The following is a 24,516-nucleotide window of genomic DNA, read 5'->3' as shown; positions in this document are numbered from 1 at the left end:
ATGGAACCCCAGGTCGCAGACGCCCCGTCGTTCTACCTGTACGTGCTCGAGTGCGCCGACGGCACGTGGTACACGGGCTACACCGTGGACGTCGCCGAACGCGTGCGCGCGCACAACGCCGGCGCGGGCGCGAAGTACACGCGCAGCCGCCTGCCCGTGCGCCTGCTCGTGCAGGCGGCGTACGCGACGAAGCACGAGGCCATGAGCGCCGAGTACCGCTTCAAGCGCCTCACGCGCCGCCAGAAGGAGCGCCTCGTGCGCCGCGCCGCGCGCGAGCCGTTCGAGCAGGTCCTGCGCGCCCTCATGCCCGCCGCCGACGGAGGCGCGGCCGCGCCCTCCGACCCGGCCGCCGACGCGGGAGAGGTCTCCGCGTGAAGGTGGCGGTGTTCGGCTACAGCGGCGCGGGGAAGTCCACGCTGTCGCGGCGCCTCGGCGAGCTGTACGGGGCCGCCGTGCTCCACCTCGACGCGGTGGGCTGGCAGGAAGGGTGGGTGCATCGCGACCACGACGAGATGCGCGCCATCGTGCGGGCGTTCTTGGACGAGCACGAGTCGTGGGTCGTCGACGGGAACTGGAAGCGCGCCGACTGCGGCCGGCGCTACGAGGAAGCCGACCTCATCGTGTTCCTCGACTTCCCTCGACGGCGCTGCCTCGTCCGCGCGCTCAAGCGGTATCGCTCCCATCGCGGGCGAGCGCGCGACGACATGGCCGCGGGCTGCCCCGAGAAGTTCGACCGCGCATTCTTCTGGTGGCTCATGCGCGACGGGCGCACGCCCGCGATCAGGGAGGGCTACCGCGCCGTCCTCGACGCCCACGGCGACAAAACCGTGGTGGCGCGCACGCCGCGCGACGTGGACGCCCTGCTCGAACGGTTGACGGAGGAAGCGCGATGAGCCCCGACCGTCGCGACGGCTCCGACGGCAACGCCGGCAACAACGCCGTCGCGCGCATCGCGCGGCTGCTGGAGCTCGAGCGCGACCGGTGGCAGCCGCATCGCGCGCTCGAGCTGCTGTCGTTCGTGCTGGGCGATCGCGCGCAGGTGGGCGACGCGTCCCGCTACATCTTCGCGTACGCGCGCCATCGGGGCTACGACCTGCCGCCGTACCCGCTGGCAGGGTGCGGGGAGATCCGCGCGTTCTTCGCCGACGAGGGCGTGCGCAACGTGCCCGAATGGTACGAGCGGAAGCTCGGCGTGGGCGGGCGCGCCTACGCCGAGCTTCCGTCGCAGACCGTCGTCGTGGTGCGCGATCGCGCCAACCGGCGCAAGGCGTTCTTCCTCGACGGCATCCGCTACCGCAACGCCGCCGCGTTCGAGAACCTCGCCGACAGCGGCTTCGCCCGCACGCTCGACGAGCCCGAGCTGGACGCCCTGCTCGGCCGGATGCTCGCGTTCCTCGCGCCCGCCGCCGCGCCCGACGCCGCCCGCGCTCCCGAAGCGCCCGACACCAGCGGCCCCTTCCGCGGCTCCTCGCGGGCGTTCTAGGCCTCGGCCAGGGCTTCCAGCAGCTGGCGCATCTCGACGCTGTCCTTGAGCGCGAAGCGGGCGCGGGTGGGCCCGCCGCCTATCTTGATGGTCCACGCGTCGGCCGGCGCGGCCTCGAACACGTCCTCGTCGGTGCGGTCGTCGCCGGCGGCCAGCAGGAAGCCGTACGCGGGATCGCGGAACCAGCGGTGGGCGGCGTGGCCCTTGTCCACGCCGCGCGGCTTCACCTCGATCACCTTGTTGCCGTCCATGAGCGCGATGCCGCGGTCGGCCAGGCCGTCGGCCAGCGCATTCTTGATCTCGATGACGCGCCGTTCGGCCAGCTCCTGGCTGCACATGCGGTAGTGCCACACGAGCGAGTAGTCCTTCTCCTCCAGCAGCGAGCCGGGCGTGCGGTCGACGAAGTCGGCCAGCACGGGGCGGATGGCGTCCTTCCAGCTGTTGTCGAGCGGCTCCTGCAGCGTCCAGGCGCGCCCGGCTCCGGAGGCGCGGGCGGCGAACCACACGCCGTGCTCGGCCACGAGGTCGATGGGCAGCGCTCCCAGCCACGCCTCGAGCGTGGCGTGGTCGCGCCCCGACACCACCACCACGTCGTTGTCCGCGCGTCCGCCCAGGCGCGCCAGCACGTCGAGCAGCCGCTCGTCGGGCGCGACGCGCGCGGGGTCGTCGGAGAACGGCATGAGCGTGCCGTCGTAGTCGAGCAGGAGCGCGCGCCGTCCCGCCCCGCGAAACGCGTCGAGCAGCTTGCCGGCGGACGTGGGGCCCAGGAGGTGGGCGCTCATGCCGGCCTGGCGGCGCTTGACGTCGGCCACGGCGTCGAGGAACTCGCGCGCCCACTTCTTCGACGTGTAGCGCGCGAGGCGCTGCTGCATGGGCGCGTTGCGCTTCCGCTGCTCGTCGGCGGGCATGGTGAGCGCCCGCTGCATGGCCCGGACGATGCCCGCGCGGTCGAACGGGTTCACGCACAGCGCCTCGTGCAGCTCGTAGGACGCGCCGGCCATCTCCGACAGCACCAGCACGCCGCCGTTGCCGTCGTGGCAGGCCAGGTACTCCTTGCACACGAGGTTCATGCCGTCGCGCAGCGGCGTGACCAGCATGACGTCGCTCGCGGCGTACAGGCTGACCAGCTGCTCGAACGGCAGGGCGCGGTAGTAGTAGTCCACGGGCGTCCAGTCCATCGTGGAGTGCTTGCCGTTCACAAGGCCCACCAGCTCGTCGATGCGCTTCTTGAGCGCGCGGTACGACGCCACGTTCTCGCGCGACGGCACGGTGACCAGCATGAGCACGACGCGCCCCTTCCATTCGGGGTATCGGTCGAGGAAGGCGTCGAACGCCTCGATGCGCTCGGGGATGCCCTTCGAGTAATCGAGCCGCTCCACCGACAGCATCACCTTGCAGCCCTCGTGGCCCTTCTCGGCCGCGAGCGTCTCCATGGACGCGCGCACCTCGGGCGTGCGCGCGGCGTCGCGGTAGCGCGCGTAGTCGATGCCGAGGGGGAACGCGTCCACCTGCACGACGCGCCCGTCCACCGTGAGGGTGCCGCTCGTGTTCTCGATGCCCGCCACGCGCCGGCAGCTCGACAGGAAGTGGCGCACGTAGTCGTAGGCGTGGAAGCCGATGAGGTCGGCCCCCAGCACGCCGCGCACGATCTCGTCGCGCCACGGCAGCGTGCGGAACGTCTCGTAGTCGGGGAAGGGGATGTGCAGGAAGAACCCGATGGACGCCTCGGGCAGCGCCTCGCGCAGCATCGACGGCAGCAGCATGAGGTGGTAGTCCTGGATCCACAGCGTGTCGCCGGGCCGCGCTTCGGCCAGCACCGCTTCGCAGAACCGCTCGTTCACGCGCCGGTAGGCTTCCCATTCCTCCTCGTCGAAGCGGGTGAACTGGGGAAAGCCGTGGAACAGCGGCCAGATGGCCGAGTTGGAGAAGCCCTCGTAGTACGCCTCGGCGTCGTGGTCGTCGAGGAAGACGGGGCGGCAGGCGCGCTCTTCGAACGCCGCGGCCAGCCGCGCGCGCTCCTCGTCGCCCAGACACGCGTCGGCGTCGGCCCAGCCGATCCAGAGGTTGCCGTCCTGCTCGTGCAGCGGTCCCAGGCCCGTCGCCAGGCCGCCCACGCTGCGCTCGAGCTCGAAACCGCCCTCGCCGTCGTCCTCGAAGCGGTAGGGCAGGCGGTTCGACACGATGATGAGCCGCCCGGTGCCGGGCGCGGCGTCGCGGCGCGCGGTCGGTTGCGGGCGGGCGGGGGCGTTCGCCTCCCAAGGGTCGTCGATGCGCATGAGGGGCAAGGGAAGCGGCGTGTCGCGACGGAGCGTCGCCGCGGTGCGGTGAGTGTTTGGCATGGAGGTCCACCTTTGCTGTCTTTCCTGCCATTGTAGGGAAGCGACGGGCCCGCTCCCGAAGCGGTTGCATCCTTGTTTCGCGCCCGTCAGGTCGTCGTGAACGCGCCCTTTTCTCGCACGATCGCGCAGCGCGCGCGGCCGCCTTGGGGTATCATGCGAACAGTGCGAAAACCACGACCCCCGAAGGAAGGATATGCAGACCTACATCGCCCACTACGTCTCTCCCGCAGCCGCCGACGTGCGCGGCACGGGGCTTTTCGAGTTCGAGAGCGACTCGCGCGCCAACACGAAGGGCAACCTGCGCGACGCGCGCCTCAAGATGCTGGAGCTGTACGGCAAGGACGCCGTGTCGTGGACCATCGACAGCGTGGAGCGGAAGAAGGCGTCCGTCGCCTCGCAGGACGGCCAGCTGGCCCTGGACTTCCGCCCGCCGAAGCCCGAGCGCAAGCGCGCGAAGAAGAAGGAGTACTGGTAGGCCCCTCCTTCCGGACGCCGGCGCGCCTCCGGCCCCGGGCCCTCGTGGTGCTCCGGTGACGGCCTCGCGTCAACGCTGCGATGAGGTGGCCGCTCAGGCGTGCAGGGGCTATACTGTCACCCATACCAAACAACGCGCCGCGCGCCCGTGCGCGGCCTCGCCCAGAACAGGGAGCGCTATGAAGAACAAGCAGGTGAAATTCCTCAAGCAACTGCTCGAGACCCCGTCGGCCACCGGCACCGAGATCGCCGTGGCCGAGCTCGTGCGCGAGCGTCTGGCCGGCACGGCCGACGAGATCCAAACCGACGTCATGGGCTCGGTCCATGCGCGGCTGTCGGGCACGGGCGTGGCCCCGTCGCTCATGCTGTCCGCGCACATGGACGAGATCGGCCTCATGGTCACCTACATCTCCGACGAGGGTTTCCTGTCCGTGTCGTCCGTCGGCGGCGTGGACGCGGCCATCCTGCCGGGCATGCGTGTGGACGTGCACGCGTCGAACTCCTACGAGCCGCTGCGCGGCGTGGTGGGCCGCAAGCCCATCCACCTCATCGAGCCCGACGAGCGCAAGAGCGTCACGCCCATCGACAAGCTGGTCATCGACCTGGGCCTGCCGGCCAAGCGCGTGAAGAAGCTCGTCATGGTGGGCGACGTCATCACGTTCGGCGTGGGCTTCGAGCGCTTCGGCAAGAACATGGCCGTCTCGCGCGCCTTCGACGACAAGGCGGGCGTGTGGATCGCTGCGCGCGTGCTCGAGACGCTCGCGAAGGAGGGCCGCGCGCCCGGCGACTTCATCGTGGCCGCCACCGTGCAGGAGGAGATCGGCACGCGCGGCGCCATCACGTCCACGTACGGCCTGAACCCCGACGTGGCCATCGCGTTCGACGTGACGCACGCCACCGACTACCCCGGCATCGACAAGACGAAGTACGGCAAGATCGTCTGCGGCGAGGGCCCCGTCATCGCGCGCGGCCCCAACATCAACCCGGCCGTGTTCGAGCGCCTCGTGGCGGCGGCCGAGGCCGAGGGCCTGCCGTACCAGATCGAGGCCGAGCCCGGCGTCACCGGCACCGACGCCCGCTCCATCCAGATCACCCGCGGCGGCATCCCCACCGGCCTCGTGTCGGTGGCCCTGCGCTACATGCACACGCCCACCGAGGTGGTGTGCCTCGACGACCTGGACGCCACGGTGAAGCTGCTCGCCCGCTTCGCGCGCGACCTGGGCGAGGACGCCTGCTTCGTGCCGGGCATGGGCGACGCGGTGACCGAGGACGAAGACGAAGGCGAATCCGCGGCGCAGGAGCGGTTCGACGAGACGGGCGTGGAGTAGAGGTACGGCCGTGAAACGCGAAGAGAAAACCATCGCCAAGAACAAGAAGGCGTTCCACGAATACGAGATACTCGAGACGCTTGAGGCGGGCATCGAGCTGACGGGCACCGAAGTGCGCTCGCTGCGCGACAACCACTGCCAGCTCACCGACTGCTTCGCGCTCATCCGCGACGGCGAGGTGTGGCTGCACAACGTGCACATTCCGCCGTACCTGAACGGCAACATCGCCAACCCCGACCCCGACCGCAAGCGCAAGCTGCTGCTGCACAAGAAGCAGATCCGCCAGCTGCAGGAGCAGGTCAAGGAGAAGGGCATGGCGCTCGTGCCCGTGAAGATGTACTTCAAGGACAACTCGCTCGTGAAGGTGGAGCTGGCCGTGGCGCGCGGCAAGAAGCTCTACGACAAGCGCGCGACCATGGCGGCGCGCGATTCCCGCCGCGAGGTGGAGCGCGCGCTCAAGGAGCGCAGCCGTTACTAGGCTGCGGCAACGATTAGACGCGAAGGAGGCCATCATGGGCTTGGACGAGGAACTGGAAACCATCGAGGACGGCGCCGAGACGGAAGCCGAGCAGATCGACGAGGAAACCGAGCTCGAGGACGTCGAGGAGTTCCAGGACGACGAGGAGTTCGATCCGACCGACGACGAGACCGACCTCGAGGACGCCTACGAGGGCTTCTTCGCCGAGGAAGGCCCCGACGGCGAGGGCGAGACGTCGCTTTCCGGCGATGACGGGGGCCTCGCGGCCGTCGCGTCGCAGGCGGCGGGCATCGACCTGTCCGAGGAGGGTTTCCATATCGTCGACGGCGACGCGGCCGACGAGGAGGCGCAGCTCTACGAAGAGGGCTCTCTCGACTCCTACGACGCCGACGCGCTGCGCGAGGACGGCGACGCGACCGCCGGCGCGGTGTCCGAGATCACGGAGGCCAATGCCCTCGAGGAGCTCGAGGACGGCCAGGACGACGACGTGCAGGACGTCGCCATCATCGAGCCGAGCGCCGAGGACGACGGCTACGAGCTGGTGGAGCTCGAACTCGACGATGACGACATCGTGCGCTACATCGAGGACGAGGACGGCGACGTCATCGGGTTCGTGCTCATGGAGGACGGCGAAGAGGCGGAGTACTACTACGTCGAGGACGACGAGGAAGAGGCCGAGGAGGACAACCCCTACGACCTCGGCATCACGAAGGAGGGCGTGGCCGAGGCCACGAGCGACATGAACGCCATCTACAAGGACGGCATCGCCGTGGCCGCCGAGCTCAAGGGCGCCTTCGACGACATCAAGAGCGCGCTCGACTTCACGTCCTTCCTGAAGAAGTAGCCCAAGCGCACCCCGAGAACGCGAAAGGGCCCCGCCGGCGCGCAGCCGACGGGGCCCTTCCCATGCCGGGCCCGCTTACGCGGCCGAGCCGTACACCTCTTCGCGGGTGAAGTAGCCGCTGTCGATGAGCGTCCTGTCGAGGTTCTCCTTCGTCACCACGTTGCCGGTGATGAGGCTGGAATCCACGCCCTCGGTCGTTCCGTTGTCGAATTTGGCGTTCGCGTTCGGGGCCTGCCCCTCCGCCATGCGGCACGCCTCGTCGACGGCGGTGGTGGCGAGCTCCTTCAAATCCATGTACACGGTCATGGCCTGCGTGCCGTTCACGATGCGCTGGGCGGCATCGAGCTCGGCGTCCATTCCCGTGATGACCACGGGGTCGGTCACGCCCAGATCGGACAGCGCCTCGGCGCACGCGCTGGCGATCTTGTCGTTGGGGGCGAGGATGGCGTCGACGTGGTTCCCGTTGGCGCTGACGGCCTCCATCACCATCTGCTTGGCCGCATCGGCCGACCAGCCCTCCACGGCCTCGTCGAGGAGGACGTCGATGGAGCCCTTGAGGGGGTCGATGTAGCGCATGGAGCCTTCGTAGAGCAGCGTCGCGTTGTTGTCCTGCGGGTCGCCGCGCAGGATGATGTAATCGCCCTCGTACACCATCTCGGACAGGAACTTGCCCATGAGCTGGCCGATCCGACCGCTGTCGTAGCCCACGAACAGGTCCACGTGGCTGCCGAGCGCCGCGCGCGCGTAGCTGATCACCTTGACGCCCTTCTCCTGGGCGTAGGCGCTCACCTCTTCCATGTCGTTCACGTTGCGCGGGGTGATGATGAGCACGTCTACGCCGCCGTCGACGAGGTCCTTGCAATCCTGCTGCCAGGTGGTGGGCTCGTCGGTCTTGTTGAGGCGCGTCTCGATGTCGGCGCCCAGCTCGGCGGCGCGCTCTTCCATGTAGGACAGCTCCTGCGGCCATCGTGCGGCATCGCCGACGCCGAACACGACGCCGATCTTCACCGGGCCGTCGCCGCCTCCGGACGACGAAGAGCCTTCGGGCGCCGTGCACGCCGCGAGGAGAGCGACGAGCATGAGCGCGCATGCGCACGCGGCCAACTGCTTTTTCATAGGGTTCCTTTCCGATACTGCGGCTCGAAGGTCTCTTCGTCCTGGGGTTTCGCGAAGTAATAGCCCTGCGCAACGGAGCACCCGAAGCGCTTCATGAGCGCCACGTGCTCGGCGGTTTCCACGCCTTCGACCACGACGCTGATGCGCAGGCGGGCCGCCATGCGCGCGACGGAGTCGAAGATGATGGCCTGGCGCTTGCTGTCGGAGGTTTCCTGCAGGAAGCCCTGGTCGATTTTCAGCACGTCGATGGGGATGTCCTTGAGCATGTTGAGCGACGAGTACCCCGATCCGAAGTCGTCCATGGCGATGGCAAGCCCCATCTCGTGCAGCTGCGCGGTGAACGCGGCGATGACGTCGTTGTTGTCGAAGATGACGCTTTCGGTGATCTCCACCTCCAGGTAGCGCGCGGGCACGCCCTGTTCCTGCAGCTTGGCGTCCACCTTGCTCAGGAAGTCGCGATCGAGCAGGTGGAGACGCGAGAAGTTCACCGATATGGGCGCGCAGTCGACGCCCTCGTCGAGGTTGCCCCTGATGAAGCGCAGCACCTTGTCGAGCACGGTCATGTCCACTTCCACGATGAGGCCCGATTGCTCGCAGAGGGGGATGAAGGCTCCCGGCGCGACGAGCGTGCCGTCCTCCTTCTTCCAGCGGACGAGCGCCTCGGCTCCGACGATCCTCCCCGTGTTCACGTCGATCTTCGGCTGGTAGTAGGGGACCAGCTCGTCGCGTTCGAGCGCCTGCTCGACGGAGCGCTTCATCTGCTCGTTGCGCGCCACCAGCTCGTCGTGCTCGCTCGAGTACACGCCCACCTTCGTGCGCAGCGAGCCCTTCGAAGCCCGTGCCGCGGTGTTCGCCTTGTCCACCATGAGGTTCGCGCTCTCGGCGGCGTCCGTGATGGGGTAGAGGCCGGCCGACAGGTAGATGGCCACGTCGGAACGGGCGCGCACCGCGTCCATGAGCGCGTTGATGCGCGTCTCGGCAGGGTCTTCCAGCAGCGCGACGAAGTGGTCGCTCGACACGCGCGCGAGGTGCTCGTGCTGCGTCAGCAGCTCGCCGACGGTCCGGTCGATGGTGCGCAGCACGCGATCGCCGAACGCGAAGCCGTAGAAGGAGTTCAGGTACTTGAAGTTGTCGATGTCGAACGCCAGCAGCCCGAAGCGTTTCTCGGGGTGGGCGCGCAGCGTGTCCTCGAGGTCGACGACGAACTTGTTGTAGGTGTCGCCGCCGGTCACCGGATCGACGAAGGCGATCGTCTCGAGCGCGTCCTGCTGCCGTTTCTTGTAGGAGAGGAACAGGAACATGCTGGCGGCGAAGATGAGCACCACCACGAACAGCACGACGTAGAAGATGCTGATCACGTTGCCCGCGTTGGGGGACGCCGTGCTCGTGGGCACCGTCGAAACGAGGAACCAGTCGTGCACGTTCTCGATGGGCGTGTACGCCGAGAAGTACCGCACGCCGTCGATCTCGGTTTCCATGAATCCCGAGGTGTTGTTCTGCAGGTCGGCCTGCAGCTGCTGCGAGGCCTCCTGGTTGCCCTGCGAGTACAGGGTGCGGAAATAGTTCTCCGACTCCTGATTGTACGTGCTCTGGGTCGAGCTGACCAAGATGTAGCCCTCGCCGTTGACGATGTAGAGCGATCCCTGATCCGAGAACAGCGACACGGAGCACAGCTCGTACATCTGGTCGGGCGTGAAGATGCGCTGCACCGTGCCCACCACCTCGCCGCCGAGGCGCAGCGGCACGCTGATCACGAACATCTCGTCGCCGCTGATGCGCGAGATGGTGCGATCCGAGATGTTCTGCTCGCCCTGCATCGCGAGCTGGAAGTACGAGCGTCCGGCGACGTCGACGGTGGAGCCGTCGGGGAAGAGGGCCGTGCCGTCGCGCGTGGCCATGAACAGGGTGTCGTCGGGGTTGGAGCCCAGGTACGAGGCGAACGCCTGCGCGAGGCGCTCCTCGTCGGTGCCGGTTTGGACGGCCAGCCGCTCCGCCATCTGGTTGGCGACGAGGTCGAGGTTGTTCACTTCGACCTGCAGCTTGCTGACGATGACGTCCTTGTTCTGCGTGACGATCTCGGTCAGATTGATCTTGACGTCGGAGTTCAGGAGGTTCTGGACGTAGCCCATGAGCGCCACGACCGCTGCAAGCAGCAGGGCTATGACGAGCAGCGCCGCCAAGCGCGGCATGCTTTTGAAAATACCCCCACGCTTCATGTGCTTGCCTTCGACAACGGGTGGACCGGAGCGCTCCGACAAGCATGCTCGGCGTAAGCTGTAGCAATTCTCGCCGATAGCGTCAAGGAAAGCAAGATCGTTTTTCGCGCAGGCCCGCAGCGCAAAAGGGCCCCGTCGGCACGCTGCCGACGGGGCCCTGTCATTGAGTGGTGGAGCAGCAGTATATAGATTGGAACGTTATTTCTGCCGAGCTAAACGACCTGTATGAAATATTGAGTGCAGAGCGCGACCGTGAGTTTTCCCAGGTTAATGGCTACCAACGACCGTAATTCTTACTACCTATCCCAAATGGAACGGGTACGGCGTGTGGAGATGGTAAGGGATATGAGGGGCTTAAAGTCGAGATAAGAAGAATCTTGGGATTGTAGCGAGCTTAACGTGGAACTAAGCAAAGCAAAGGGACGGCTGGGTGACGTTCCCCGCCGTCCCCTTTCATAATGGGAGCCGTCTCAGTGCATAACAAGGGGTGATGGCAAGAGGAACGCGATGAGGAAGCCAATGAGGATAATCGTTGCGTACATACCAAAGCCCCACCGTTTTTCACTCTTGGAGCCGTGCAGCCTTACGGCTGCGATGTTTATACCCGTAGCGATGGTGGCAAGAAATGCGCCGCCTACGACCGTGAGGTAAAAGCCGAACCCCACATAGGAATTGTTCGCAGAAACACCGGCGATATGCATGAGGCCGAAAACCAACGAAAGCGCAGCAAAGACCGCCTCTATAGCCGCTGCATTTTTGCTGGGGGTTCTCAAGTAGTAGAAGAAGAACCCAGCGGCGGTTGAGAGGACGGCGAGCAATTGCACCGCCGCGATGATGTATGCGTCGGTGGAAATTGCGTAGTGCAGGAACATGGATAGAGCGAAATAACCAGCCACAAGAAAGGCAGCTACGTTCACGACTAGGCCGCCCATGGGGGTCTTTCGCGGTGCGATTGGAGGTGCGGCTACCGGTTTATTGACCGGTGCGGTTTCGGCGGGGGCGGCACCCGCCTTCGCGCCGCATCCGTCGCAGAACTTCGCATCGTCGTTCAGCTTCTTACCGCAGTTTTGACAATACATCAGACTATCCTCCCTACAGTTCGCGGGCGATGTTGGTGCCCGTGTCCAGCTCGAAGCGCTTGCGAATGCCGCCGGTCAGCTCAACGGTCGCCACGGTGCCGTCGATGGACACCGACGCTATGTCGCCGTCGTAGCCCGACCATCCGGAGAGGGTCGCGTAGACCTCTCGCATGCCGTCCTCGAAGACGATGGCGCGGGTGGCGGGGTCGGTCTTGCCGTTATATGCGTACATCACAGGCTCCCTTCGCTCGGCTGGGCGTTCTTCGCGTTCTCCCGCGCCGCCTCCCTCACCGCGTCGGCGAGTTCTTCCAGCTCGATGACCTTGCGCGCGCCCAGGGCGACGAGCTGGGGAAGCTTGATGTTCGCCTGCGCGCCGCGCTCGTTCAGCTTCGAGGTCGGCAGCACGTAGAACTCCCATTGCGATAGGTCGAGCGGGTTGGGGTTCACCATGTCCTGGATGGTGCAGTTCTCAAGGGCGAATACGTACACGTCGGCCTGGCGGCGCACCGCTTCTTCATAGGTGTTGTCTTCCGGGTTCCATGCGCGCGACGGGCGCGTGCTGAACGAAGGGATGGAAAGCGCTTTCTGCCCCCATACTTGAATGTACGCGGAGGTCTTCACCTCTACCTTGACCCGTTCGGCCTCCCACAGTATGTCGTAGGCCCCCCACTCCTCGCTGGTGCCGCCCGCGCATTCGAGCGCGAGGCTCACGAGGTACTCCGCGAACTTGCCACGCTCGGCGTTGCTGTTCAGCTCGGAGTGCACCCAGCGCCAGTAGTCCTGCACGCAGGCTATCCTCCTGCCCTCGCATAGGATGGGTTCGCCGCCGGTCTTCGGCGTGCACCGTATGACGGGGTACTTGATTTTCTCTGCCATGCATCCTCCTTCGTCGGGGCGGCTCTATGAGAGCACGCGCTATGGGAGGATACTTCAATCGGAATCGTTCGGCGATTCAAGGAGAAGAGCATCCACCCCTGGTCGCCAAACCTCAAAATGAACCTCGCAATGAGATAACACCCTGATTGGAGCAGATGCCCTTCTTCATGGGTGTTCATCAACGAACAACCGCCCGGCGTGGACGGCGTGCAAGGTTCTTATGACTTGCACGTAGCGCAAGTTTTTTGAGGTTTGGCGACTATGAATTGTACCGATGCTCGCACTCAATAGCAAATTGTTCTATTCTAAATAAATATTTAGAGGAGGGGCAAATGAGCCATTCATATGACGAGTTGCGGTCGTTGTCGGACGATGAGCTAATCAAAGCTCATGATGATCTGGCGAAATCGACATTGGTAGGCATCTCTTACTATTTGGAGGAGCTGGCCAGAAGGGATGCCGGAAAAATCAACGCGTCTATGTTGAGGTTCACGAGGTGGATAACGGCGATGACCGCAGTAATGCTGTTCGCAACAATTGCCAATATCGTAGTTGCCGTACTCAAGTGATTGCGCGCTGTTCAGGAATATGGCGATGTGCGGAAGAACCTGCCTGTTTTTTGGAAGTGAGCAATATGATTATTGATTGGGAATTCGTCGTGTCCACCATATCGGCCATTGGCACTGCCGCAGCTGCGATTTTTGCCGCTGTTGCAGTGAGCCAATCACGCAAGCAACTGGAGGCGAACAACAAACAAAGCCTTTTCGGAACGCGAGTTGAGCGATGGGTTAAGGTGTCCAATCTTTTGGAGCTATTCGACGCTAACAAGGGCATGGTCAAGGTCGGAAATGAACCCGTATTTACAGTTGATACGTATTTCGCATGGCTTACCAACAACTCGTGGCTGGAGGAAACGGCAGCGGCGCTGGAGAAGCCACTTGAGGGTGCGGGCCATAAGGTTCTTCTAACGAAAATCGAGAGCCTCAAATGTCTTTCGATGGAGATGGGCTACTTATTCGAGGGCGATGCTGCAAAAGCGCTCAGCGGCTTCGTGTCCTCCTATGCGGAATTGTTGCACGCGCTGTATCGTTATCAAATCCTTCTCGGCCATATGAGGGAGGCGGCCGACCGGCTCGGGGTTGGCTGGGAGAAAGCCTCTGAGAGCGTAGGTGAACCATCCCATCGTGCTGAGTTGTCATCTGCCATTGAAGACGCAGCCAGGGCTTACGATGCTTTCGTAGCCGCAGGAGGCAGAAAAGCAATCGAAGCGCAAATAAAACTGCATCGGTAGCAAAGAGAATGTTTCATAACGAGTTCTGTTAGATACTTACCGCGCATTGCCAGACTATCGAATCGGCACACCATTCTGTATCCTTCGATATGGAGGTGCGCGCATGAGCGGAAAGAAATCTACAGCGGCAGAAGTTGAGATGCGGACGGCCAAGGTGGCCGAGCTGCTCGTTAATGGGTGGAATCGCACGCGTATATGCGAATATGCGCGGGAAACGGCACAGTGGGGCGTGAGCGACGGGCAGATAGACCGTTATATCGCCACGGCTCGGGAGCGCATTCAGACCGACTGCACTCAAGACCTCAAGATGAACTACGCGCTCGCCAACGCCCGCCTGGAAGCCATCTACAGCCGGGCCATAGAGGCCGGTGACCTCCGGCTCGCCCTGAGCGTCGTGAAGGAGCAGAAGACACTACAGGGCCTCGATGCCGAAGCCGCTGCACAGATATATAGCGAAGAAGATAACGACGCTCTCAGCGCTGTCTTGCAAGCATACGCGGAAGAGCTATGCGCCGATTTACCCCAGAGCGTGTTCGAGCGATCTTGACAGCTCGTCATAGCTGCGACGTTCTCCAATCAACCCTATCTCCCAATTAGATAACCCCAGATGAGTCTATCCAACTCTAGATAATTTTGCTTTTCCAAAAATGGGGTTCAAGTTTCTTAAGTTCTCGCTTATCTTTGTTGCAAAAAAGATATCTTCATGTATAGTTTCAATTGTAAAGCGTTCATACATATACATTTAGGAGGTACGATCAATGGACGTAAACAGTGAAAACGAAGCTCTGAGACTGATTGAAGATGTTCCGATTCCGGCTTACATGGACGATGCGTATCTGATGTTCGACAACAGCATTGTTCGGCAGGCAACCAACTTCGAAGAGGCTGTCAACGCCGGGCCGTTTCCCGTCTCGGCCACCGGCTTGAGCTACCAACAGGTCAACTGGCTGACGAAGGACGGGCTGCTCGGCGCGTCGGAGAAGGCCGGGGAGCGCGGGTGGAGGAAGTTCCAGTTCCGGGAAATCGTGTATCTTCGCGTTCTGAGCGAGCTGCGGAGCTTCGGCGTGGGCAACGACGCGCTGCACGGTCTGCACCAGCTCTTCTACAGAACGCCCAATGCAGCCGACGAAATCATCCTAGCCTGCCTCAAGGCGAGCGAGGCGACGCTGCTCTTCTATGCGGACGGTACCGGCTTCGTGTTGTCGCCTGAGAGGCTTTTCGAAGCAGAGAGAACGGATGACGAGGCTGTGAAGCGCTCGGCCATACGCGTGGTCGTGAGTCGCTGCGTGCGCGAAGCCCTTGAACTCATCGGCTTGGAGCCGGCGGAGACGATTCACACGCTCGGCAAGATGATTCAGCTTATCCCGCTCTCGCGGAAGGAGCGGGCCGTGGTGGACGCGCTCAGGAACGGCGACTATACGGAGATAACCGTCACGAAGCGCAACGGCGAGCCGTCGGTCATTTACGCCGAGAACAACAGGAAGGAGGACGTGACGAACGATGTACTCGTGCCGATGCTGATGAGGAGCTTCGCCAACATCAACGTGAAGCGACGCGACGGCAAGACCGTGAGCGTGAGTGTCCGAGATACTATCAAGCTTTAGGAGGCATGCTGAAAAACGCCAAGGTCGCTGGGCCAAGGGAACGGCAGGCCGCTTTGACGGGTACGTTGACAAGCACAGTCGTTTTGCCAAGGAGCACTTGGGGAACGGCGCATATAAGGAGCGCTGTTCGCCATGTGTCGAACCCCGGAGGAGCGAATCGAACGGGTGGCATCCCTGCTGCCCAAAAGTTTAACCGACGATGAGAAGAAGGAGGCCGCCAGGGAGCTTAACGCGCTTGCACTCCTGTTAGCAGAAATGAGGGGTTGCAGCAGATGAACGCAATCATATACGTTCGGTCGTCCGCACCATATCAGAATGTTCGAGCGGCTGATATGTACTTTCAGGAAAAAGCGTGCCAGGGATACGCCGAACGCCACGGGTTCAACGTAACCGCGATTATCAAGGAAACCGATATGGAAAGGAGGTGGTGCCATCGGACGGATAAACTGGCGGGCTTTTGCGCCGCATATCGAGAGGAAGCGAATGCCCTTCTGGCATGCAGCGCGGATGGCCTTGCAGATGACATAACGGCCTGCGAAGAGCTTGACGGATTGGAGGTTATATCGGTGCCCAAGCTCTGCGAAGCCGACCGGATTGGTCGATTCCTCGATGCTGTAGAGGCTTACAAATCGAGTATTGCCATCGCGGAGAAGTAACAGACTAGAAGGAGGCAAATAATGAAAGCAATTATTTACACACGCGTATCTACGACGGAGCAAGCGGACGAGGGCGGGAGCCTGGCATCACAAGAGCGGATATGTCGGAGCTTCGCCAACCGTAGCGGCTACGAGGTGGCAAAGGTGTTTGAAGAGAGGGGCGTGAGCGCGAAGGCCGCCGAACGCCCCCGTCTTCAAGAGATGAAGGAATATTGCGCTGAACATTGTGGAGATGTTGATGCGCTTCTCATCTACAAGGTCGACCGCCTCGCACGCAACGCGAGAGACTACACGGCACTCAGAGAGTACTTCAACGGCCTTGATATTGAGATTATAAGCGTAACTGAGCCGTTTAAAAACGACCCTGCGGGACGTTTTATGGAAAACATGCTAGCAATCGCCGCGCAGTTCGAAAACGAGCAGCGCGCAGAACGCTGCAAGGGCGGCATGGTCGAGGCTGTCAAGGAGGGCCGTTGGGTGTGGCTTGCGCCGTTCGGTTACAGGAACACGCGCGTCAACGGCAAGAAGAACATCGCGCCAGAGAACAACCTGTTGCGTGTGGAACTTCTCAGGGAAGCATGGAGCTTGATTGATTGCGGGCACACCGTTTCCGATGCGCTGCGAATCGTCACGGCTAAGGGATTGGTGGGAGTGAGCGGTTCGCCGCTCTCCTTCGCCGTCTTTTCAAAGATGTTCCGCAAGAAGGTTTACATGGGCGTTATCGAAACCGACCTGGTGCCCTATGACGTCAAAAGCGACTCTATCGTTCCCATCGTTGACGAAGACCTGTGGTGGCGAGTGTACGACCGGCTTGAGGGGCGCAAGGTCAACCCCTCGAAGTACTGCATGATTAACCCCTTGTATCCGCTCAGAGGCTTGCTGAGATGCCCGGAGGGCCATCGCATGACCGGAAGCGCTCCGACCGGGAGTAGCGGCAAAAGATACCCCAAATACCATTGCCCGCGTTGCAAGGGCAAGCATGCGTCTTATGGCGTGGCGAAGGTCGATGCGGAGTTCAAAGACTATGCTGATGCGCTGAGCTTCGACACATCGTTCTCAGATGCTCTGGCGGAGGCGGTGCGTCTCAACTACGAAGAGGAGACGGTGCTGACCGACAAGCGGCGCAAGTCGCTTGAAAGGGAGCTTGGCGAGCTGGAAGACTACGACATGGAAGTGGTGCGCAAGAACTTACGAGGCAAGATACCGGATGACAGCATGCAGCGCATGCTCGAAGCGAACGACCGCAGGCGCGCCGAAATCAACGAGGAGCTGCGAGAGCTGGCGCAGGACGCGCCTATCTCGGATACGGTTATCGAGTACGGCCTGAACGCGCTGTCGCATCTCGGCGGCACGTGGGTGACTATCGAGAACATCGCCGTCCGACAGCGATTCCAAGAGTGGATTTTTCCGGAAGGTGTGACCTACGATGGCAAAACTTTTGGAACTCCACGTTTGCCCAGGTGTTTGCAAATAAATCGGGGGGATAATCCCCCCGATGTACCAGTGGTGGAGGCGCGGAGAATCGAACTCCGGTCCATACTACCTTCTCCATGAGGCTCTACAAGCTTAGTCCGTGGTCGGGATTCGGATGCGGCCGGCCCGCGGACAAGCGAGACGCATCCTAGCCGGTTCGATCTTTGCCTGAGCCATACCGGCTACGTGCTCAAGCGCATTCCCCTGAGTTGATGCCGGACCGAGGGGCGGGGAAGTCCCAAGGCCGACAGCCGGGCGCTATTAAGCAGCCATGGCGAGCGCCGGAGCGCTCTGAGTGTTGTTCTTGCCAATTAAATTGACGGTACCCCTGTTTAACGTGGCGAGGAGACCACGACCTGCTCCTCATTTCAAACGTACCATGTCGAAACCAGTCGCCCCCAGAAGAAGTGCGGGGTCGAAGGCCCACCTTGTCAATGTTCCCACGGCTTCGCCGCGAACATCCATTCTATCGGCGCATGCGCGTTTGTCAAGGACGATCGCGCCGTTGCGGCCAAAGCGACGCTCAACCGCCGGTTGAGCGAACTTGCGAACGTCTCATGCGCGCGCCGTGTCGAAATTGTGACAATCGCAGCCCAGCCGGAAAGCGAACCGTTTTGTTACAGGAGAATTACCCTCGGCTTGCTACAATAAAAGGACGACCCAGACCTATGAGAGTGATTATGAGCGAAAACAAGTCTGACAAGCCGTCGCGCGGCCGTCATGCCGCCGGCGCTCCCCATAGCGGCGACAGCGCGCCGCACCAGCAGGTTCCTCCCGTGCAGCCCACGGCCGCCATGCCGCCGGTTGCGCAGCCGCCGCGCGCGACGGGGCAGCAGCCCCCGATGCGCTACGCGTCCGACCAGGTGTTCCAACCGCTCGGCTCCATGCGGCCGGTCGATATGGGCCAGGGTCCCGTGCGCGAGCGCAAGCACAAGCCCCTCAAGATCCTCGGCATCACGCTCGGCGCGATCGTCGCGCTGCTGCTGATCGCGTACGCGGGCGTGGCGCTGTACTTCACCGACCGCTTCATGCCGAACTCCAGCATCGGCGACATCAACGTGTCGCTCATGAGCGCGGGCGATGCCGAGAAGGTGCTGGCCGACTCCATCAAGGATTACGAGCTGTCCATCGACGGGCAGGGCTTCTCGCTGAAGCTGAGCGCCACCGACGCGGGGCTTTCCATCGACGAGGGCAAGGTCGTGAAGGACATGCTGTCCGACATGAACCCGTGGGCGTGGCCGTTCGAGTTGCAGAAGGATCACGACGAGACGGCGAAGCTCGTGGCCACGTACAACGGCACCGGCCTTGAGGACGCCATCCGCACCGCGGTGGCGACGTTCAACGAGAGCGCCACGCAGCCCACGAACGCCGCCATCGACTTCGACGAGGCGCAGGCGGCCTTCGTCGTGCAGCCCGAGGCCGTGGGCACGGCGCTCGACGCCGACGCGGTGATCAAGGCGGCCGACGACGCGGTGGCCGGCCTCGACCCGCAGGTGAAGCTCACCTCCGAGCAGCTGCTCAAGCCGACGGTGCTCTCCACCGACCCCAAGCTCACCGCGGCGGCCGACTCGGCCAACACCATGGTCAAGGCTGACCTCGAGCTGTTGATGGCCGGCACGGTGGCGGGCACGGTGGACGCGAGCCTCATCTCCCAATGGGTGACGCTTGCCGACGACCTCACGGTGACGCTCGACGAAGGCGCGCTCACGGCGTGGGTCGACGAGCTCGCGGCCGCCTGCAACACCATCGGCACGCAGCGCACCTACACGCGCCCCGACGGCAAGGTGGTCACGGTCGCCGGCGGCACGTACGGCTGGGAAGTGGACAAGGACGCCCTGCTCGCGCTCGTGAAGGACGGCGTGGCGAACGGCACGGCGAACACCGTGGACATCCCGTGCACGCAGACGGGCGACGCGTACAACGGCGCGGGCAGCCAGGACTGGGGCAGCCGCTACATGGACGTGGACCTGTCCGAGCAGCACGCGCGCCTCTACGACGCGTCGGGCGCCGTCATCTGGGAGTCCGACATCATCACGGGCAAGCCCGACGGCGAGCACGATACCCCCACGGGCGTCTACATGGTGAACAACAAGGAAAGCCCGTCGAAGCTTATCGGCTACAACGGCAACGAGAAGATCTACGAGACCGAGGTGCAGTACTGGATGCCGTTCGTGGGCAACTACATCGGCTTCCACGACGCCGACTGGCAGGCGGCGTTCGGCGGCACGCTGTACGCCGACGGCGCGGGCAGCCACGGCTGCGTGAACCTGCCGCCGTCGAAGGCGGCCGAGCTGTACGGCCTGCTCTCGTCCGGCGACACGGTGGTGTCGCACTGGTAGGATCGCCGCTCCAACCTCATGCAACGGGCCCGCATCGCGCGGGCCTGTTTCGTTCTGCGTCCCTCGCGGCCGTCCCGACGGGGGCCGTACCCGTCGGGGACGGCCTCACACCACGGTGAGGTCGGCCACGACGAGGGGCATGGCGCGCGCCAGGTCGTCGGGCGCCATCTCGATCTGGCAGCCGATGCGCCCGCCCGAGAACGCGATGCGCTCGTGGAGCTGGCACGTCTCGTCGATGGCGGTGGGGAAGGCCTTGAGCATGGCCAGCGGCGAGCAGCCGCCGTGCACGTAGCCGGTCAGGCCCAGCAGCTCGCGCGAGCGGATCATGGCCACGGCCTTCTCGCCCACGGCCGCAGCGGCCTTCTTGAGATCGAGCTCGCAGGCCACGGGGATCATGAACACGTAGTGCTCGCCCGACTTCCCCTGGGTGACGAGGGTCTTGAACACGGTGTCGGGATCCAGTTCGAGGATGCGCGCCACCTCCACGCCCGAAAGCGCCTCGGGGCAGTCGAAGAAGCGCGCCCGATAGGGCGTTCCCGCCGCGTCGAGCACGCGCATCGCGTTCGTCTTGCGATCGTGTTCCCTGGCCATGGTTCCCTCGCGCGCGGTTAGCGGATGAAGTTCGTCATGATCTTGCGCTCCGCCTCGGGCGCGGGCACGGAGGCGGTCGCCTGCAGCATCCAGGCCATGTTCGTGCCGAGGCCGCGCATGATCTGCATGCCCTCGGCGTCCTCGCGCACCTGCTCGGCGCTCTGGCCGTGCACCATGGGCCAGTAGGTGGACGTCACCACGGGCATGCAGCAGATCTGGAAGTACTTGTTGACCTGGTCGATGGCCGGGGTGGTGCCGGCGCGGCGCGCGGAGGCCACGGCGGCCGCCGGCTTGAAGCGCAGCGCCTTCGAGGCGGCGTAGAACATGCGGTCGAGCACGGCCAGCAGCGCGCCGTTCGCTCCCGCGTAGAACACCGGCGTGCCCACGACGAGGCCGTCGGCCGCCACGGCCTTCTCGATGAGGCCGTTCACCACGTCGTCGTCGAAGATGCAGCGGTTGTCGCCGCGCTTGGAGCAGCCGCCGCACCCCAGGCAGCCGCGCACCGGGTTGCGCCCGATCCAGGCGATCTCGGTTTCGACGCCCTGCGCCTCCAGCGCGCCGGCCACCTCGCTGAGCGCGGTGTACGTGCAGCGCTTCTCGTTCGGGCTTCCGTTGATCAGCAGAACCTTCATAAGCCTCTCCTCTCGTCTGGCTTCTTTCGCTCGTGCATCAGGTTAGCAGAAACTATGACCGGTGGGTGTCGAATGCAAACAACGAACGAACCCTGCGGTATACTGGGACGATGGAAAGCAACGAGACAACGATCGCGCCGCCCGATGCCGGCGGCGCCGCAACCTTCGACAACGCGCCCATCGGCGTGTTCGACTCCGGTTTCGGCGGTCTCACCGTGGCGCGCGAGATCGCCAAGGAGCTGCCGCGCGAGTCCATCGTGTACCTGGGCGACTCGGCGCGCTGCCCCTACGGGCCGCGCAGCCTCGACGAGGTGGACGGCTTCGTGCAACAGATCGGCGCATGGCTCGTCGAACGCGGCGTGAAGCTCGTCGTCATCGCATGCAACACGGCCACCGCGGCTGGGTTGTCCCATGCGCAGCAGACGTTTCCCGTGCCGGTCATCGGCGTGGTGGAGCCCGGCGCTCGCGCCGCGGCCCACGCCACGAAGAACCGTCGCGTGGGCGTGATCGCCACGAAGGCCACGGTGGAGTCGGACGCTTACACGAAGGCCATCCGCAACCTCGACGCCGGCATCACCGTGTTCTCCACGGCCACGCCGCGCTTCGTGGAAATCGCCGAGCAGGGCCTGCGCATGGCCGAGGGCCCCATCGAGGACTTCACGTCGCTCGTGTCCACCGTGTACATCCGCCCGGCGTTCCAGGAGATCGCCCAGGAGTATCTCGAGCCGCTGCGCCGCTGCGACATCGACACGCTCGTGCTGGGGTGCACGCACTTCCCGCTGCTCAAGGCGCTCATCGGCGGCGTGGTGGGACGCGATGTGACGCTGATCTCCTCGGCGCAGGAGGCGGCGCACGACGTGGCGCACATCCTTTCGCGTCGCGGCGCGCTGGCCTCGGACGACCACGAGCCGTGCTACGACTTCTACACGACGGGAGAGGACGTGGAGGAATTCCGCAGCTTCGGCGCGCGCGTGTTCCGCACGGACATCGACCGGGTCGGCCGCGTCTCGTTCCCGTCGTAGCGCATACCATCCAAGGAGAAGGAGCCCCATCGCATGAAGACCATCGTCATCGCCAGCAACAACGCGCACAAGGCCGAGGAGATCGCCACGGCGCTCGCGTTCCCCGGTTGGGAGTTCCGCACGCTGCGCGAGCTGGGGCTCGATTCCGACCCGGCCGAGGACGCCGACTCGTTCGAGGGCAACGCGCGCATCAAGGCGCAGGCGGCCCGCGCGGCGAGCGGCGGCAAGGCCGTGCTCGCGGACGATTCCGGGCTAGCCGTGGACGCGCTCGACGGCGCGCCCGGCGTGTACTCGGCGCGCTACGCCGGCGAGGATGCCACGGACGCCGACAACAACGCCAAGCTGCTCGAGGCGCTGGCCGACGTGCCCGACGAGGAGCGCACGGGGCGCTTCGTGTGCACGCTCGTGTTCATCGACGAGGACGGCGCCGAGACGGTCGCGCACGGCACCGTCGAGGGGCGCATCGGGCGCGAGGAGCGCGGCGCGCACGGCTTCGGCTACGACCCGCTGTTCCTGCCCGACGTGTTCGACGACGGCCGCACCCTGGCCGAGGCGCTGCCCGAGGAGAAGAACGCCGTGTCCCATCGCGGCAACGCCCTGCGCGAGCTGCGCGCGAAATTGGAGAAGTAGCCCGGTTCGGTTCGTCTCGCGCGGGTAAGACTTCTGGTATACTGGCTTCTGCTGTTTCGGCGTCGGGATGTGGCGCAGTTTGGTAGCGCGCCTGCTTTGGGAGCAGGATGTCGCAGGTTCGAATCCTGTCATCCCGACCATTTTTTCCTCGACCATCATCCTGAGAAGCCCGCATGCGCTCGGCTTTGCCGAGCCGAAGAGCGGCGCGACGGGTTCTCGGCCCAAGCTTTGCATGACGCCCTCCCTCGGCGCGCAGGGCACCGAGGGAGGGTCCGAAAGCGCGTCTCGCCTAAAGCCCCTTGGCGGCGTTGATCCCCGCGCAACGGCCGGACGTGTAGGCGAAGGACGTGCCGGTCGACGGCTTATGCGCGTCCCGTCCCTGGATGCTGCACAGCATCTGCCCCGCGGCGTACAATCCGGGAATGGGGGTTCCCGTCCAATCCAGCGCTTGCAGTTCCCCGTTGGCGACCAGGCCCCCGTAACTGTGGGCGTACCTGAGATTCAGCTTGACGATGCAGTAAGGGCCCTCGCCTATGGCGGCGGCGATGGAGCGTCCGAACGCGGAATCGGTGCCCGTCGGGGCGTCCGCGTTGAAGGAGTCGATGGTCGCCTTCAGGTTCGCTCCGTCGATCTTCGCCTTGGAGGCCACGTCTTCCACCGTGTCCGCGGTGACGACGAAAGGCAGCCCCTCCCCGTCCTTCGCAAGCCATTTCTCCCACGTCTCGGAAGAGAACACGCCGCCGACCTCCCTGGTCGCCGCGGTGTAGAAGACGTCGTACGACGCCTTGTCCATGAAAAGGTACGCGGTGGCGTCGGGGAGGGTTTGGTACGCTTTGATCTGCGCGCCGCTCGGCCCCGTTTCGTCCATCACCCGGTTCCCGTCGGGCCCGACGACGATTCCCGAGCCGTTCTGGAAGGTGCTCAGCATCACGGAGAACAGCTGCGTCCCGATGCCCGGCGACGTTTCGAGGCCGCCGCTGTCGATGGGCACGTTGTCGAGGTCTTTCAGCATCGTCCCCGCATGGAGGGCCATGTCGAGGCCTTTTCCGTCGGAGGATTCCGCTCCGTAGTAGATGACGTTCTTCAGCGGTTCGTAGGGGAGCATGTCGCGATCGGCCCCGAAGCCTCCCGCGGCGAGGATCACCGCTTTCGCGTTGATGCGGTATTCCGCCCCCTTCGCGTCCTTGGCGACGACGCCCACGACCGCGCCTTCTTCCTTGACGAGCTCCGTGGCGGTGGTTTCGAGCATCAGCTCGATCGCGGTGCCGCCGAGCTTGTCCGTCAAGGTTTGGACGGTGCCCGGTCCGCCGCCGATGGGATACATGATCCTCGCGACGGGGTAAGGCGGGAAGAACAGCACGTCTTCTGCGAACTTCACCCCCATGTCGGATGCCAGCCAGTCGTAGGTGGCCCCGTTGTTCTCCGCGTACGTCTCGGCCATGGCGATGATGTTGGGATCCTCGAGGTCTTTCGTGTAGCTGGCGAGAATCTGCTCGGGGCTATCGTCGACGCCCGCGTCCTTCTGCATCTGGGAGCCGGCGATGTTGGTGGCGGTGGAGCCCAGGGTGGCGCCGCCGGTCATGGGCGTCGCCTCGAGCAAGATCACGCTCGCCCCGGCTTCGTCGGCCGAGAGGGCCGCGCACAACCCGGCGCCACCGGCTCCGACGACCACGATGTCGGCCGACTTTTCTTGGCCGGCCTGCGCCTGCTCGTTTGCGCTGCCGTCCGGTGCGGTCGAGCTTGCGGGCTCGGAGCTCGGGCTGCATCCTGCGATTCCCGCCAGGGCTGCGACTCCGCCGGCGATCGCGGCGGTCGACAAGAACTTCCTTCGATCCATTTCCATGATGATCCCCTCTGTCTTTCCCTCGTGGTGCTTTCGGCTTCGGTTCCGTCTGCGCCGTCGTCTCGCGTGCGATGGAGATGGAGCGACGTTCGCCCCTCGCGTTCATGCCCGATCGTTCTCCAGAAAAAGCACGGCGCCATCCTCCCTTCCCTCTGGGCAAGGAGAATACGAAGTGCGGGGGAATTGGTCTAGAAAGCGAGGC

The 24,516-nt window shown here is 64.2% G+C and carries 24 protein-coding genes, 1 tRNA gene and 1 other RNA gene; 16 read left to right on the top strand and 10 right to left on the bottom strand.

The features are described 5' to 3' along the window. Genes GS424_RS11240 through GS424_RS11230 form a run of 3 tightly spaced genes read left to right on the top strand, consistent with a single transcriptional unit; the run spans position 1 to position 1,483 of the window. The gene (locus GS424_RS11240) at positions 1-375 is read left to right on the top strand and encodes a GIY-YIG nuclease family protein (RefSeq protein ID WP_160943358.1); all 375 of its coding nucleotides are present in this window, start codon (positions 1-3) and stop codon (positions 373-375) included. Beyond that, positions 372-893, top strand: a complete 522-nt coding sequence (locus GS424_RS11235) for a P-loop NTPase family protein (RefSeq protein ID WP_160943359.1) — start codon at positions 372-374, stop codon at positions 891-893. Before GS424_RS11240 ends, GS424_RS11235 begins: the two co-directional genes overlap by 4 nt. After that, the gene (locus tag GS424_RS11230) at positions 890-1,483 is read left to right on the top strand and encodes a hypothetical protein (protein WP_160943360.1); all 594 of its coding nucleotides are present in this window, start codon (positions 890-892) and stop codon (positions 1,481-1,483) included. The genes GS424_RS11235 and GS424_RS11230 overlap by 4 nt, the downstream gene beginning before the upstream one ends. On the opposite strand, the gene GS424_RS11225 is transcribed toward GS424_RS11230, so the two are convergent. Beyond that, a complete protein-coding gene (locus GS424_RS11225; protein WP_160943361.1) occupies positions 1,480-3,822 on the bottom strand; it encodes a bifunctional alpha,alpha-trehalose-phosphate synthase (UDP-forming)/trehalose-phosphatase in 2,343 nt (780 codons plus the stop codon). The two genes, GS424_RS11230 and GS424_RS11225, sit on opposite strands and share 4 nt — an antisense overlap. A gap of 193 nt (positions 3,823-4,015) precedes the next feature. Here GS424_RS11225 and GS424_RS11220 point away from each other — a divergent pair, with 193 nt between their 5' ends. The 4 genes from GS424_RS11220 (at position 4,016) to GS424_RS11205 (ending at position 6,946) form a co-directional block, all read left to right on the top strand. After that, a complete protein-coding gene (locus tag GS424_RS11220; RefSeq protein ID WP_101722853.1) occupies positions 4,016-4,297 on the top strand; it encodes a hypothetical protein in 282 nt (93 codons plus the stop codon). Between the two features lie 178 nt (positions 4,298-4,475). Next, positions 4,476-5,624 (top strand): M42 family metallopeptidase, encoded by a 1,149-nt coding sequence (locus tag GS424_RS11215; RefSeq protein WP_160943362.1) that lies wholly within the window; start codon positions 4,476-4,478, stop codon positions 5,622-5,624. Between the two features lie 10 nt (positions 5,625-5,634). After that, positions 5,635-6,102 carry an SsrA-binding protein SmpB gene (gene smpB / locus GS424_RS11210; RefSeq protein ID WP_009304171.1) on the top strand — a complete coding sequence of 156 codons (468 nt, stop codon included), beginning with the start codon at positions 5,635-5,637 and terminating at the stop codon, positions 6,100-6,102. A 34-nt stretch (positions 6,103-6,136) separates the two neighbouring features. Continuing rightward, the gene (locus tag GS424_RS11205) at positions 6,137-6,946 is read left to right on the top strand and encodes a hypothetical protein (protein WP_160943363.1); all 810 of its coding nucleotides are present in this window, start codon (positions 6,137-6,139) and stop codon (positions 6,944-6,946) included. Positions 6,947-7,021: 75 nt separating this feature from the next. Here GS424_RS11205 and GS424_RS11200 read toward each other — a convergent pair whose 3' ends face one another. The 5 genes from GS424_RS11200 to GS424_RS11180 all read right to left on the bottom strand — a co-directional run bounded on the left by GS424_RS11200 (position 7,022) and on the right by GS424_RS11180 (position 12,233). Beyond that, positions 7,022-8,062: a sugar ABC transporter substrate-binding protein gene (locus GS424_RS11200; RefSeq protein ID WP_160943364.1), complete on the bottom strand. Its 1,041-nt coding sequence runs from the start codon at positions 8,060-8,062 to the stop codon at positions 7,022-7,024. After that, the gene (locus GS424_RS11195; protein ID WP_218958855.1) at positions 8,059-10,278 is read right to left on the bottom strand and encodes a bifunctional diguanylate cyclase/phosphodiesterase; all 2,220 of its coding nucleotides are present in this window, start codon (positions 10,276-10,278) and stop codon (positions 8,059-8,061) included. Before GS424_RS11195 ends, GS424_RS11200 begins: the two co-directional genes overlap by 4 nt. A gap of 470 nt (positions 10,279-10,748) precedes the next feature. Beyond that, entirely contained in the window at positions 10,749-11,357 is a 609-nt protein-coding gene (locus GS424_RS11190) for a zinc-ribbon domain-containing protein (RefSeq protein ID WP_114534295.1), read from the bottom strand. A gap of 13 nt (positions 11,358-11,370) precedes the next feature. Beyond that, positions 11,371-11,589: a hypothetical protein gene (locus GS424_RS11185; RefSeq protein ID WP_114534293.1), complete on the bottom strand. Its 219-nt coding sequence runs from the start codon at positions 11,587-11,589 to the stop codon at positions 11,371-11,373. After that, positions 11,589-12,233, bottom strand: a complete 645-nt coding sequence (locus tag GS424_RS11180) for a hypothetical protein (RefSeq protein WP_160943365.1) — start codon at positions 12,231-12,233, stop codon at positions 11,589-11,591. The genes GS424_RS11185 and GS424_RS11180 overlap by 1 nt, the downstream gene beginning before the upstream one ends. A 496-nt stretch (positions 12,234-12,729) precedes the next feature. On the opposite strand from GS424_RS11180, the gene GS424_RS11175 reads away from it, so the two are divergent. The 5 genes from GS424_RS11175 (at position 12,730) to GS424_RS11155 (ending at position 17,338) form a co-directional block, all read left to right on the top strand. Next, complete coding sequence (locus GS424_RS11175) at positions 12,730-13,524, top strand: hypothetical protein (RefSeq protein WP_147271061.1); 795 nt, start codon at positions 12,730-12,732, stop codon at positions 13,522-13,524. 103 nt (positions 13,525-13,627) lie between these two features. Beyond that, positions 13,628-14,071, top strand: a complete 444-nt coding sequence (locus GS424_RS11170; protein WP_114534285.1) for a hypothetical protein — start codon at positions 13,628-13,630, stop codon at positions 14,069-14,071. Positions 14,072-14,282: 211 nt separating this feature from the next. Then, positions 14,283-15,128 carry a hypothetical protein gene (locus tag GS424_RS11165; protein WP_114550788.1) on the top strand — a complete coding sequence of 282 codons (846 nt, stop codon included), beginning with the start codon at positions 14,283-14,285 and terminating at the stop codon, positions 15,126-15,128. Between the two features lie 272 nt (positions 15,129-15,400). Further along, positions 15,401-15,784 (top strand): hypothetical protein, encoded by a 384-nt coding sequence (locus GS424_RS11160; protein ID WP_114550789.1) that lies wholly within the window; start codon positions 15,401-15,403, stop codon positions 15,782-15,784. 21 nt (positions 15,785-15,805) lie between these two features. Then, entirely contained in the window at positions 15,806-17,338 is a 1,533-nt protein-coding gene (locus GS424_RS11155; protein ID WP_160943366.1) for a recombinase family protein, read from the top strand. On the opposite strand, the gene ssrA is transcribed toward GS424_RS11155, so the two are convergent. Beyond that, positions 17,289-17,657: a transfer-messenger RNA gene (gene ssrA / locus GS424_RS11150) on the bottom strand. The genes GS424_RS11155 and ssrA overlap by 50 nt on opposite strands. A gap of 280 nt (positions 17,658-17,937) precedes the next feature. On the opposite strand from ssrA, the gene GS424_RS11145 reads away from it, so the two are divergent. Next, the gene (locus GS424_RS11145) at positions 17,938-19,596 is read left to right on the top strand and encodes a L,D-transpeptidase family protein (RefSeq protein WP_244977521.1); all 1,659 of its coding nucleotides are present in this window, start codon (positions 17,938-17,940) and stop codon (positions 19,594-19,596) included. 105 nt (positions 19,597-19,701) lie between these two features. On the opposite strand, the gene GS424_RS11140 is transcribed toward GS424_RS11145, so the two are convergent. Both GS424_RS11140 and GS424_RS11135 read right to left on the bottom strand, forming a co-directional pair. Further along, a complete protein-coding gene (locus GS424_RS11140) occupies positions 19,702-20,187 on the bottom strand; it encodes an aminoacyl-tRNA deacylase (protein ID WP_154334396.1) in 486 nt (161 codons plus the stop codon). A gap of 17 nt (positions 20,188-20,204) precedes the next feature. After that, positions 20,205-20,819 carry a flavodoxin family protein gene (locus tag GS424_RS11135; protein WP_160943367.1) on the bottom strand — a complete coding sequence of 205 codons (615 nt, stop codon included), beginning with the start codon at positions 20,817-20,819 and terminating at the stop codon, positions 20,205-20,207. Between the two features lie 110 nt (positions 20,820-20,929). Here GS424_RS11135 and murI point away from each other — a divergent pair, with 110 nt between their 5' ends. The 3 genes from murI to GS424_RS11120 all read left to right on the top strand — a co-directional run bounded on the left by murI (position 20,930) and on the right by GS424_RS11120 (position 22,611). Further along, positions 20,930-21,841: a glutamate racemase gene (gene murI / locus GS424_RS11130; RefSeq protein ID WP_160943368.1), complete on the top strand. Its 912-nt coding sequence runs from the start codon at positions 20,930-20,932 to the stop codon at positions 21,839-21,841. A gap of 33 nt (positions 21,842-21,874) precedes the next feature. Further along, a complete protein-coding gene (rdgB, locus tag GS424_RS11125; protein ID WP_160943369.1) occupies positions 21,875-22,471 on the top strand; it encodes an RdgB/HAM1 family non-canonical purine NTP pyrophosphatase in 597 nt (198 codons plus the stop codon). A gap of 63 nt (positions 22,472-22,534) precedes the next feature. Beyond that, positions 22,535-22,611, top strand: a tRNA-Pro gene (locus GS424_RS11120). Between the two features lie 149 nt (positions 22,612-22,760). Here the strand turns inward: GS424_RS11120 and GS424_RS11115 are convergent. After that, positions 22,761-24,314, bottom strand: coding sequence for an FAD-dependent oxidoreductase (locus GS424_RS11115; protein ID WP_160943370.1), 1,554 nt, complete (start codon positions 24,312-24,314; stop codon positions 22,761-22,763). Between the last annotated feature and the right edge of the window lie 202 nt (positions 24,315-24,516).

This window comes from Eggerthella guodeyinii (assembly GCF_009834925.2).
Taxonomy (GTDB): Bacteria; Actinomycetota; Coriobacteriia; order Coriobacteriales; family Eggerthellaceae; genus Eggerthella; species Eggerthella guodeyinii.
Note: the sequence above shows the minus strand (reverse complement) of the source record. Positions and strands in the feature narration are given on the sequence as shown.